Origin of the sequence: Streptomyces sp. NBC_01314 (assembly GCF_041435215.1) — a bacterium.
Taxonomy (GTDB): Bacteria; Actinomycetota; Actinomycetes; order Streptomycetales; family Streptomycetaceae; genus Streptomyces.
Genome location: NZ_CP108394.1, coordinates 567,778 through 579,382 on the forward strand (window position 1 = coordinate 567,778; position 11,605 = coordinate 579,382).

Here is an 11,605-nt window from a genome sequence, read left to right on the forward strand (position 1 = left end):
GAGGGGAACGCACGTGTACGACGTCGCCGTCATCGGGTACGGGCCCGTCGGCATGGCCACCGCGGCGCTGCTCGGTCAGGCAGGCCACGACGTGGTCGTGCTGGAGCGCTACCCGACCCTCTACAACCTTCCGCGCGCCGCCATCTTCGACGACGAGACGATGCGGACCTTCGACCGCCTCGGTATCTCAGGCGATCTGCTGCCCACCCTGCATGTCCAGCGGAACTACGAGTGGCGCAACGGCGCGGGCGAGCTCCTCATCGAGCACGACTTCGCCGCCGTCGGCGGCCAGGGCTGGGCCGAGTGGTACATGATGTACCAGCCCTATCTGGAGGACACCCTCGACAGCCTGGTCCGCGGTCTCGAGAACGTCGAGATCCGGATGGACTCCCCGGTCACCGGCCTGCGGAACACGCACCACGGCGTGGACATCCAGGTCGAGGGAAGCGACACGGCCGTCTCGGCCCGGTACGTCGTCGCCTGCGACGGCGGCAACAGCTTCACCCGCACCTGGCTGGGCGTCGGGCAGGACGACTACGGGTTCTCCGAGCCGTGGATGGTCTGCGACTTCCGCCTGACCGGCCCCACGGACATTCCCAAGGCCCGTCAGGTGTGCGACCCGAAGCAGCCCGTGTCGATCATCTCGCTGGGCCCCCGGCACCACCGGTTCAGCTTCATGCTCGACTCGGCGGACTCCTTCCCCGTCGAGCGGGAGCCCGACCGGGTGTGGGCACGGGTCGCCGACCATGTCGGCCGCTCGCAGGCCGAACTCGTCCGCGTCGCCACGTACACGTTCCGCTCGCTCGTCGCGGAGCGCTGGCGCAGCGGTCGGGTCCTGCTCGCCGGGGACGCGGCCCATCAGATGCCGCCGTTCCTCGGGCAGGGCATGTGCTCGGGCATCCGCGACGCCCAGAACATCGCCTTCAAGCTCGACGCCGTACTGCGCGGCGCCGACGACGCGCTCCTCGACACCTACCAGAGCGAACGCGAGCCGCATGTGCGGGCCATCATCGCCAAGGGCATCGAGCTGGGCCGGGTACAGACCATGCGCGATCCGGTGGCCGCCGCCGAGCGGGACGCCCGCCTGATCGCCCTGCGCGAGGCGGACGGGCGCCCCGAGAAGATGCGCTTCCCCGGCCTCGGCCCCGGTCTGCGCGACGATTCTCCGCAGGCCGGGCATCTGATGCCGCAGGGCCGGGTGGAGTCGCACGGCGCCGAAGGACTCTTCGACGAGGTCCTCGGCCGCGGATTCGTGCTCCTCGTCGACGGCCGGACCGGCGCCTCGCTCGACGCCTCGACCACCGAAACGGCCGCCCGGCTCGGCGTGGCCGTCCACCACCTCACCGACCGCCGCCTCACCACGGAGGGGGTCACCGATGTCGGCGGCGTCTACGGGCGCTGGTTCGACGAGACCGGCCGCGCAGCCGTGCTGTGGCGGCCCGACTTCTACATCCTCGGCACCACGGGAGTCCTCTCGGACATCCCGGCACTTCTCACCACACTTGCCACAGCAGTCGAGCCGGTGCAGGCTCCTGCCACAGCTGGAGAAGGGATCCGGCCATGACCACACAGTCCGCCGTCCGTCCGCAGGCCCGCAGAGTGTCCGCGACCACGTTCATGCTGATCGCCGCCTGGGTCGTCGCATCCCTTGAGGGATACGACCTCGCCGTGTACGGCGTCAGCGTCCCGGCGATCCTCGGCGACCCCTCGCTCGGCATCGACAAGGCCGAGGCCGGCACCATCGGCTCCCTCGTCGGCATCGGAATGCTGATCGGCGCGGCCCTCGCCGGAGCCCTGCTCCACCGCACCGGCCCGCGTCGGCTCCTGCTCGTCGGCACCACCGTGTTCTCGCTCGGGATGGCGGTCTGCACGTTCGCCGGTGGAGTCCCCTCGTTCGGCGCCGGACGCCTTGTCGTCGGCCTCGGCCTCGGCGTCGTACTGCCGACCATCAACGCCTACGTCGCCGACCTCAGCGAGCCGGGCCGCCGCAGCCGCAACGTCGCCCTGATCATGAGCGGTTACGCGGCCGGCGCCCTGATGTCCCCGCTGCTCGGCACCGCCCTGCTGCCCGACGTCTCGTACCGCTGGCTGTACGTGATCGGTGTGGTCCCCGTGTTCCTGGCCATACCGCTCGTGCTGCGGCTCCCGGAGAGCCCGTTCCACCTCAACCGCACGGGCCGCACGGCCGAGGCGAGAGCGGTGGAGGAGCAGCTCGGTCTCGCCCCCTCGGAGGCCGCGCCGACGTCGGACCCGGGCCGCATGCTCGGCCTCGGATCGCTACTCACGGGCGGCCTCGCGGTCTCGACCCTGCTCTTCTGGGCGATGTCCTTCTGCGGACTCCTGCTCGTCTTCGGCATCAGCACCTGGCTGCCCAGCATCATGCAGGCCGCCGGCTTCTCCCTCGGCTCGGCGCTGCTCCAGACGGCGGCGATGTGGCTGGGCGTCGGTGTCGGGGCCATCGTCGGCGGCCGGGTCGCGGACGCGCTCGGCGCCAAGCGTGTCGTGGTCGTCGCCTTCCTGGTCGGCACGGTCAGCCTGATCGCGATGAGCACCCGCCCGCCGACGCCCGTCATGTTCGTACTCATGTTCATCAGCGGGTTCGGGTTCATCGGTTCGCAGATCCTCGGCAACGCGTTCATCGTGACCAGGTACCCGGACGCCGTGCGCGGCAACGGCCTCGCCTGGGCCCTGTCCATCGGCCGCTTCGGTGCGATCGCCGGCCCGTCCCTGGGCGCGTTCGTCCTCACCTCGGGCGCCGACGTCAAGTGGGCTTTCTACGCCTTCGCCGTCCCCGCCCTCGTCGGAGCGTTCGCGGCGGGTGCCGTGCCCCGGGCGCGAGAGGTGAAGGCATGACCGTCGTCCCATCGCCGGTCGTCTACGAGTCCTGGGGCCAGCGGGTCGTCTTCGGCTCGGGCACGGTTCGGGCGGACGTGGCGGCCGCGGTCGCGGGGCTCGGCGCGAGCCGGGTCCTGGTGATCGCGGCCGACGGGGAGCGGGCCCTGGCCGAGGACATCTGCAAGGACCTCCCGGTCGTAGCGGTCTTCGGCGGCGTCCGGCCGCACGTACCGGCCGAAGTGGCACAGGCCGTGCGGGCCGCGGCCCGCGAACACGCGGCCGACCTGCTGCTGAGCGTCGGCGGAGGGTCGACGACGGGCACGGCCAAAGCGGCGGCTCTCACCACCGGACTGCCGATCCTCGCCGTCCCCACCACCTACGCCGGCTCCGAGGCCACCCCCGTCTGGGGCCTCACCGAGGACGGCCACAAGCGCACGGGCGTCGACCCGAAGGTGCTCCCCCGCGTCGTCGTCTACGACGCCACGCTCATGCTGTCGCTGCCCACCCGGCTGTCGGTGACGTCCGGCCTCAACGCTCTCGCCCACTGCGTCGACGCGTGGTGGGCGCCCCGGCACAACCCGATCAGCTCCGCGCTGGCCGTCGAGGGCGCCCGCTCGCTGGCGTCCGCACTGCCGCGCATCGTCGCCGACGGCCAGGACGTCGCCGCCCGCCGTGACATCCTCTTCGGCACCTACCTCGGGGCGGTCGCCTTCGCCGGCGCCGGCTCCGGGCTGCACCACAGGGTGTGTCACGTCCTGGGCGGCGCGTACGACCTCGAACACGCCGCGCTGCACTCGGTGGTCCTGCCACATGTGGTCGGCCTCAACCTCGCCATGGCACCCGACGCGGCCAGGCACCTCGCAGCCGCGCTCGACGTACGCACCGACCCGTTCGCCGCGTTGCTCGACCTCTACGCGCGGCTCGACCCCCCGCATTCGCTGCGCGAGTTGGGGCTCGCCGAGGAGGAACTCGACCGGGCCGCCGACCTGGTCATGCCACAGGTGCCGGACTCCAACCCGCGCCGGGTCACCCACGACGAGATGCGCGACCTGCTGGGACGCGCGTACCGAGGCGACACCCCGGTGACGGTCCCGCTCAACGCCCTCCGTACGAAAGAGCCACCCCGATGACTGAAACGACTGAGACGACCAGGACTGGGACGACGGGGACTGGGATGACGGGGACTGGGACTGAGACAAGGGGGACGACTGAACAGGAGCTGACCGACAACGTCGTCGCGAGCTTCGACACCGCCAAGGACGAACGGTTCCGCGAGGTCATGCAGGCGCTCGTGCGGCACGCCCACGCGTTCGTGCGCGAGACCCGGCTCACCGAGGCCGAATGGTCCGCGGCGATCGGGTTCCTCACCGCGGCCGGTCACATCACGACCGACACCCGCCAGGAATTCGTCCTCCTCTCCGATGTCCTCGGCATCTCCATGCTCACCGTCGCGGTCAACGAACCGGGCCTCGGCGCGTCGACGGAGTCCACGGTCCTCGGCCCCTTCTTCGTCCAGGACTCGCCCGAGATCGAACTCGGCGGAGACATCGCGGGCGGCGCGAAAGGCGAGCCGTCGTGGGTCGCCGGCGCGGTCACGGACACCGACGGCAACCCGGTCCCCGGGGCCCGCATCGAGGTGTGGGAGGCCGACGACGACGGCATGTACGACGTCCAGTACGACGACGGTGCCCTCGCCGGGCGCGCGCACCTGTTCGCCGACCCCGAGGGCCGCTACCGGTTCTGGGCGCTCACCCCCACGCCTTACCCGATCCCCGACGACGGCCCCGTCGGCCGACTCCTCCAGCACGCCGGCCGTTCCCCGATGCGGGCACCGCACCTCCACTTCAAGGTGACGGCACCCGGCTTCCAGCCGCTCATCACGCACATGTTCGTCGCTGGCGACCCCACTCTGGACAGCGACTCCGTATTCGGCGTGAAGGAGTCACTGGTACGCCCCTTCGACCGCCACCGACCGGGAACGCCGACACCGGACAGCCGCCGGCTGGAAGGGCCGTGGACGTCGGCAAGCTTCGACATCGTCCTCAGAAAGGAGTAGGACGCACGGCCGCTGCCGTTCTGGAACTCACCTGCCCTGAAGCTCAGGCTGCCCGGACCGTCCCTCGTCTTCGTACGCAAAACTTACGTTCTTCCTTCGCCGTGTTCCCGCTGGTTGCAGCGGCGGCCCGCGAGCCCCACGCTCGGCCGGCTCGACATCACCGCCCGTGCTCTGCGCACCGCCGCCCCGACCCCACCGGCGTCACCAGCAGAGTCACTGCATTGGTCCTGGTCCAGCGTCCGCTTCGCCTTCTCCATCTACTCAACGGATATTTTCGCCAGGTAGCGAGCGACAGGGTCCAGTTGGCGGGGCGTCGACGGCTCGGGCAGCAGGCTCGGAGCGCCGCGTTGCCGGCCGCGAAGCGCTGCGAGTTGCTGCGCAGTTCGCCCGAAAATCGCCCGGCTGGAAGGTGGTGTGGTCGACAGTCCTTCGCCGTGAACGAAGTGCTGCCGCAGCTGGATGAGCTGCTGTTCTCGTCGGTCGAGGGCGTATTGGTGGAGTCGGTCGAGGTGACCGACACGGTCGTCCGGGTCGAGGCTCGTACGACCGCACGATGGGCGGACTGTCCGGAGTGCGGATACTGGTCGGGGCGAATACATGGCTCCTACCTGCGTTTTCCGCGTGATCTTCCGACAGCGGGCAAGCTGGTCGTGGTGTCGTTACGAGTGCGGCGGCTCGTCTGCGCGGAGGACTCCTGCACGCGCAAGACTTTCGCTGAGCAAGTCCCTGGGCTCACGCGCCGGTTCGGACGACGGACCGAGCGGTTGCGATCGACGCTGGTGCCGGTCGGTCTCGCGCCGGCAGGCCGGGCAGGCGCCCTCATGACGGATGCTTTCAAGGGGCGCTGTCACGTTGGCTGGGCGGGTGGGATGATCGCCGGGTTGATCAAAGAGCATCGTCGGCCGTTTTCAGGGCTCTGGCCGCTCTATCGTGAATGATCTCGAGTAGAGGCCGCGGGGTGCTTCGATGAGCGTGGCCACACACCGTCACACGTGCTCGTCCGCGGAGGCGGTGATGACGGGCTCGGGGACGGTGAGTGCCCGTTGGCGTCAGAACTCGCGGCTGCGGTCGAACCAGGCAAGAGCGTCGTGTTCGGGGATCGGCGGGGTGGCGAGTCGGGCCAGCTGGAGTACGGCGGTGGCGGCGTCCTCACGCTCGGCCGTGTAGATGCCGTCGATCTGGTTGAGCGCGCGGGTGAACTCCTCGATGGCCTGTTGGGCGGCGGTGTGCCCGTCGGTGCCGGCTGTGTCGGTGCGGTCGAGGATCTTGGCGGCGGTCTTGAACGCGGTCACAGCCTGCTTGGCAGTCCTTCGAGGCCAGACTGTGAAGGGAAGCCCGGACTGGGTCACGAACCAGGGGGCTGTGCGTAGGTGGCTGACTTGCCACACGGCCGAGGTGGTCCGTCCCCCGTGGGCCGTTGTCTCCCATCGAGTGGCCAGGCCGCGCTTCTTGAGGTCTGCTCGCAGGCGCTTGCCGACGGTGGCGTCGATGTTCCAGCCGAGGAACGATGCCAGTTCGGGCCAGGCTGTCAGGGGCGGCAGCCCTGTCAGGTCTGGGACCATCCGCAGCTCCAGCGTGTGCAGTGGCAGGTCCGCCAGCGCCTCCGGGTGCGCCACACCGCCCTGCAGGCGCAGCTTCCGCAGACTGTGGAGCTGCGTCAGTGATCGTAGGTCCAGTGGTACGTCCAGCGGCCCGGCGGCGATCTCCAGGGATTCGGCATCAGCCAGGCCCGTCAACGGCGGTAGTGCCCGTGCGCCGGCGGATCCGTCAGCCGGTGCCGGGACCCTGCCCGGTGTCGGCTGGCTGGGAAGCCGTAGCGCGACCCGTGGGAGCGGCCCGGGCGCGGGAACCACGGTCAGTACGGAGGGATCCCCCGCGAAGATTACCTCGTTGGATCCGGTCCCGGGCGGCGGCTTGACCGTGACCGGGAGCTCGCCGTGGGTGATGTTCAACGTGTTGATGCGGGAGGCGGAGGCGTCAATCACCAAGCCCGGGGTCTCAGGCTGGAACCTCAACGCCTCGATGGGACGCTCAACCGCCCACGCGAACACCGAGGTGTCGTTGCCGACGTAGTGGATCCACCGGGGCCACAAGCCGCCTGAGGGAGTGGTCATTCCCTCGAAGACCGACCAGTCCACCGCCTCGTCGCTCTCGACGACAACATCGGGATTCTCCGAGGCCGGGCCGATGACCAGGTCGCCGCGGTGCTCGGCTTGGACCCTGCCCAAGGTTGCTGCAATGTCTCGCACAGCAGGGAGGTTATCGATGGGACGCAGCCAGCCAGTCGTCAGGTCCTCTGTCTTTTCGGGGTAGCGGGATTCTGCCGCACCGGTGCTTACCCCTTCGTGATCACCCGCCGCATTGCGTATCCGGCGGTCGGCGGTCGGCGCCCGTCCGTATTGCGTACCCGCGGGCCAGGTCTGGTTTCAGGCGCCATGCGTAACGACCATGGTGTCCACCCCGGCAGACCGCGCGACTCCAGGACGCCCACCAAAGCTTCGGTGCCTCTGGTCAACCGGAAGTGATGTGTCCGAGGCGGAAGACCATTTGCTCGACGGTGTTGGCCGGGGGCCAGGGGAAGTCGGGCAGGCTCGCGCGGAGCGAGACCTGTCCGTGCAGAGCCGTCCACAGAGCTACCGCGTCGCCGAACGGGTCCGCGCTGGTTGAGCGTCCGGCTCGTACACATGCGTCAAGGTTGTCGACGAGGGTCTGGAACGCGTTCAGCCCGCGTGTCCGGGAGAGGTCATGTCCGGCGGATTCGGGCTTGGGGCGGGCCCAGTCGAAGAGCACGTGGTAGCGCGCCGGTTCGCGGGTGCCGAAATCGACGTAGGCGGCGCACCCGGCGAGCAGCCCTTCGACGGGATCGTCGTGGGCGGCGACGGCCGAGGCAACCGACTCGTGCAGCTGCGCGATCGCTTCCAGGACCACCGCCTCGACGATGGCGTCCCGGTCTTCGAAGTGGGCGTAGATCGACGGTGCGGAGATGCCGATCTCGCGCGCCACGGAGCGCAGGGTCACACTCTGGTCCGAGCCGGTGCGTTCGATCATCGCGGTCGCCGCGCGGATGATGTCCTCCCGCAGGCGGGAGCCCTGGCCTCTGGGGTTGCGGGGCCGTGCGGACACTGGTTCGCCCAGGCCGGTGGAGCGGCCGCCAGGGGCTGCGGAAGCCTTCGTCATACCCCCTGACTTTACAGCTGTTAGTCGAGTGTCGTAGCGTCCCACTCCTCAGGGCTACGCCTGTAAGTTTACGACCGTAAGGATTGCGTGGACGTGCATAAGAACACCCCGACAGACCCGGAAACGAAACACCCCAGGCCCTGGTCCGCGCTGGCCGCGCTCTGCGCCGCGCTCGTGGTCACCACCCTCGACAACACGATGCTCAACACCGCCCTGCCTGCGCTCGCCGGGGCGCTGCACGCATCCACCGCCGACCTCCAGTGGATAAACAACGCCTACACACTCGTCTTCGCCTCGCTGTTGATCCCCGCGGGAAGCCTCGGAGCCCGCTTCGGCCAGCGCCGGGCACTGACCGGCGGCCTGGTGGTACTGGCTGCCGCGTCGGCCGCCGCCGCGACGGCCGACGCGGCCGGGCAGCTCATCGCCTGGCGGGCGGTGATGGGCATGGGCGCCGCCTTCGTCATGCCGGCCACGCTGTCGATCATCATCGCGCTCTTCGACGGCCGTGACCGCGCCCGGGCCATCGCCGTCTGGTCCGCCTCCGCGGGCATCGGCATCGTCCTGGGCCCCGTCACCGGCGGCCTACTTCTGGAGCACTTCGCCTGGGGCAGCGTCTTCTACGTCAACATCCCACTGATCGTCGCCGTGCTCGCCGCCGCCCTGGCGGTCATCCCCGCACTTCCCGGCCACCCGACCGGCCGCTTCGACATCCCGGGCCTGCTACTCTCCGCGGCCGGACTCGCCGCCCTCGTCGACGTCATCGTGCAAGGTCCCGAACGCGGCTGGCTCACCCCGCGGTCACTGACCGAGGCCGGCGCCGCGACCGTGCTCCTGGCCGTGTTCACCGCGTGGGAGCTGCGCACGGACCAGCCGATGATCGACCTGCGGATGTTCACCCGCGGCGCGTTCACCGTCACCACCGCGCTGCTCGCCGTCACCTTCTTCGCCCTGTTCGGTCTGCTCTTCGTCTACACGCAGTACCTGCAGCTCGTACACGCATACAGTCCGCTCAAGGCCGGATCCGGCGCCTTGCCGTTCGCACTGGCGATGGCTCTGACCGCCGGCACCAGCGACCGAGTCGTCGCCCGCCTCGGTACCCGTTACACGATCGCCGGGGGGTTGGCCATCATGGCCCTCGGCCTCGCCTGCATGTCGTTGGCCACCGTGGGAACCGGGTTCGTCCCGCTTGCTCTGATCATGGCCGTGGTCGGTGCGGGTATGGGTCTGATCATGGCTCCGGCCAGTACCGCGAGCGTGGCCGCGCTGCCCCGGGAGAAGTCGCCGATGGTCTCCGCGATGAACAGTGTGGTCCGCGAACTGGGCGGCGTACTCGGCATCGCGGTCATCGGAACCGTCGTCTCCGCCGGCTACCGCTCCCACCTGCTCGATGCGCTCCCCGACGCACCCGCAACGGCGGCCGACGACCTGACCTCCGCCCACGTCGCAGCCGACGGCCTGGAGCCGGGGCGGGCCTCAGAACTCATCCACGCCTCCCATCAGTCCTTCACCACGGCCATGAACACAGCAACGCTGGTCTGCGCCTTCATCGCGGCCCTCGGCGCCGCCGCGGCCCTGGTTTGGCTGGACCGGCCGCAGCCTCCCGCCCCGAGCAAGGTGACGACGAACAAGGAACGGGTTCTCGACTGACAGTTCAAGCCGGGGCGATGCTCGGCGTACGGATGGCATCCTGCATGACACGCGCAGCCGGTACGTGTACCGGGCCTGCCCGGCCTCCGCAGCCGCCGTCACCTGCGCCATCTCGCCCCCTCACGCTCCCCGGCCGGGACAGTGCCGTCTCGAACCCTGCGAAGGACCATATGTACGACAGCCGCACAACGCCCCCCGATCCCGCCACCACCACCCCACCAGCGACCACAAGAACACACGTTCGCATCACCACGGCGACACCGACAGCGGTACGGGCGCTCCGCGCCCTGAACCGGATGCGGCGACGCTCCGCGTCGCGACACCCGGATGCGATTCCTCCCCGGCGTGAACGCCGGGGCCTCCTCGCAAGAAACAGGTGACGTCCAACTGTCACCCCCAGCAGCGGCGTGCCCACCAACCGTCGTCCGGTGAAGCAGTCGGGTCGGGCCAACTGCTGGCGATATAGAGCTCATCGAGCGGTTCGACCATGTCTCGCAGTTCACGGGCGACTCGCGGAGGCAGAGCGTGGAGGGCGAGTTCGAGGACTGCGCGTTCATCGATCGTCTGGAAGGGATGGCATAGCGGGCATCCGCAACCACCCGAAAGGGCAAGCCCCGAACGATGGGCTATCCGTGACCACTGCCGAAGGGCTTGAGCTATCGCGCCGGGCCACAGCCGGTCTCGTTCAAGACGAGCGGCTGCGGCTGCGAGCTTGCCGGAGCCGCGCGCGAACCCAGGCTCTGACGCTCCATACGACTGCTGCCGGGAGAAACGGCTAGCGGCGCGGAGCTGTGACGGCCGTCTACGCGGCATCGCCCTTTCTGAATCGCTGCATGGGAACAGCATGCCAGAGCCGTCCTCCGTACGGCAGCATCGGACCGCCGAGCGCAGGCGGAACCTGTGGAACGTCGGCACCACTTCGCGCAGCAGCCCCGGAAAGCCGTCATGGCAGCCTCGGTGTCGAGCGCGATCAGCAGGTGGGACTTGCCCGTGCCGGAGTCGCCGATGAGGCAGAGCGGCAGGCCCTCTTGCAGGGAGGACACGAGCCGCAGCCACGCAGATTGCCCGGCGGCGGTGCGGGCCGGGGCATCCAGAGTGCGCCCGGCCCAACCCCAGAACTCCCCGCCCGGCTCGGTCTGCACCGTCCAATGCCCGGGCGGCGCGGGCGTGGCGGGCGCGCATGCGCTGTTCGGTGTCCGGGTCAGGGGGAGGCGAGTACATCGGTGATTTCCCGCGATTGGGCCGTGTCCAGAGGGGGGTGGGCGACCGCATCGCTGGAGCCGCGCTCGCATCGGCATCGGCATCGGCATCGGCGATACCCACCCCGTAACGGAACCGCACGGTCTCGCCGTCCTCGACGGTCAGTTCCTCACTGAAGGGCGGTCGGGTTGATGCAGGCGAACTGCTCCGCCCGGGCGTGCAACTGCGGGAGGTGATTTGCGTGGGCCGCATCGTCGACCATGAGCACGAGCGACTGCGTGTCCGTCTCGTCGTGGCGGCCCTGGAAGGCCATCCACTCCATGCGCCGCCTCCGGACCTCGTCGCCGCCCAGGTTTGCGGGAAGATCAGGCGCGCCCGCAGCGTCTGTCCAGGCCGGGTGGCGACGAGGCCCGGTTCGGCCGCAAGCAGGTCCAGCAGGGTCTCGCGCTCGTCGGCCTTGGCCCCGGTCAGGGCGAAAGCGACGGGCAGGCCCTGGAGGGTGCACACCAGAGGCAGCCGCAGGCCCCAGAAGAAGCGGCTTTGGCTGGGGCGCAGTACCCGTACCGGGCCCGGCCAGGTCGGAACGTTTCACGGTCTCGCGTCAGCGGCCGCCGACGCTGGCGCCGACCGGGTCGTCCTCTCCACCGGTGTGGAGTCCACGATCCACACGTCGTCGCTCCACACGGAGGT

General features: G+C 69.7%; 9 protein-coding genes and 1 pseudogene. 6 read left to right on the top strand and 4 right to left on the bottom strand.

Annotation, left to right across the window (positions count from 1 at the left end):
* The first annotated feature begins 13 nt into the window (after positions 1 to 13).
* The 5 genes from OG622_RS02625 (at position 14) to OG622_RS02645 (ending at position 5,829) form a co-directional block, all read left to right on the top strand.
* Positions 14 to 1,564 carry a bifunctional 3-(3-hydroxy-phenyl)propionate/3-hydroxycinnamic acid hydroxylase gene (locus OG622_RS02625; protein ID WP_371572875.1) on the top strand — a complete coding sequence of 517 codons (1,551 nt, stop codon included), beginning with the start codon at positions 14 to 16 and terminating at the stop codon, positions 1,562 to 1,564.
* Positions 1,561 to 2,853: an MFS transporter gene (locus OG622_RS02630; RefSeq protein ID WP_371572877.1), complete on the top strand. Its 1,293-nt coding sequence runs from the start codon at positions 1,561 to 1,563 to the stop codon at positions 2,851 to 2,853. The genes OG622_RS02625 and OG622_RS02630 overlap by 4 nt, the downstream gene beginning before the upstream one ends.
* Entirely contained in the window at positions 2,850 to 3,965 is a 1,116-nt protein-coding gene (locus OG622_RS02635) for a maleylacetate reductase (protein WP_371572879.1), read from the top strand. The genes OG622_RS02630 and OG622_RS02635 overlap by 4 nt, the downstream gene beginning before the upstream one ends.
* 44 nt (positions 3,966 to 4,009) lie before the next feature.
* Positions 4,010 to 4,891: a dioxygenase gene (locus tag OG622_RS02640; RefSeq protein ID WP_371572881.1), complete on the top strand. Its 882-nt coding sequence runs from the start codon at positions 4,010 to 4,012 to the stop codon at positions 4,889 to 4,891.
* A 434-nt stretch (positions 4,892 to 5,325) separates the two neighbouring features.
* On the top strand, positions 5,326 to 5,829 hold the full coding sequence (locus OG622_RS02645) for a transposase family protein (protein ID WP_371572882.1): 504 nt from the start codon (positions 5,326 to 5,328) through the stop codon (positions 5,827 to 5,829).
* A gap of 111 nt (positions 5,830 to 5,940) precedes the next feature.
* Here the strand turns inward: OG622_RS02645 and OG622_RS02650 are convergent, their stop codons facing one another.
* Positions 5,941 to 7,119, bottom strand: coding sequence for a hypothetical protein (locus tag OG622_RS02650; protein ID WP_371572884.1), 1,179 nt, complete (start codon positions 7,117 to 7,119; stop codon positions 5,941 to 5,943).
* 283 nt (positions 7,120 to 7,402) lie between these two features.
* The gene (locus tag OG622_RS02655; protein WP_371572886.1) at positions 7,403 to 8,068 is read right to left on the bottom strand and encodes a TetR/AcrR family transcriptional regulator; all 666 of its coding nucleotides are present in this window, start codon (positions 8,066 to 8,068) and stop codon (positions 7,403 to 7,405) included.
* Between the two features lie 93 nt (positions 8,069 to 8,161).
* On the opposite strand from OG622_RS02655, the gene OG622_RS02660 reads away from it, so the two are divergent.
* Positions 8,162 to 9,715: an MFS transporter gene (locus OG622_RS02660; RefSeq protein ID WP_371572888.1), complete on the top strand. Its 1,554-nt coding sequence runs from the start codon at positions 8,162 to 8,164 to the stop codon at positions 9,713 to 9,715.
* Positions 9,716 to 10,647: 932 nt separating this feature from the next.
* Here OG622_RS02660 and OG622_RS02665 read toward each other — a convergent pair.
* Positions 10,648 to 10,936, bottom strand: a pseudogene (locus OG622_RS02665) (hypothetical protein); the annotation flags it as partial.
* A 148-nt stretch (positions 10,937 to 11,084) separates the two neighbouring features.
* Positions 11,085 to 11,237, bottom strand: coding sequence for a hypothetical protein (locus tag OG622_RS02670; RefSeq protein WP_371572890.1), 153 nt, complete (start codon positions 11,235 to 11,237; stop codon positions 11,085 to 11,087).
* Between the last annotated feature and the right edge of the window lie 368 nt (positions 11,238 to 11,605).

Excerpts from the sequence above, each read along its gene's own strand:
- OG622_RS02630 (WP_371572877.1), top strand. The coding sequence starts at position 1,561 with ATGACCACACAGTCCGCCGTCCGTCCGCAGGCCCGCAGAGTGTCCGCG.
- OG622_RS02635 (WP_371572879.1), top strand. The coding sequence starts at position 2,850 with ATGACCGTCGTCCCATCGCCGGTCGTCTACGAGTCCTGGGGCCAGCGG.
- OG622_RS02640 (WP_371572881.1), top strand. The coding sequence starts at position 4,010 with ATGACGGGGACTGGGACTGAGACAAGGGGGACGACTGAACAGGAGCTG.
- OG622_RS02655 (WP_371572886.1), bottom strand. The coding sequence starts at position 8,068 with ATGACGAAGGCTTCCGCAGCCCCTGGCGGCCGCTCCACCGGCCTGGGC.
- OG622_RS02670 (WP_371572890.1), bottom strand. The coding sequence starts at position 11,237 with ATGGAGTGGATGGCCTTCCAGGGCCGCCACGACGAGACGGACACGCAG.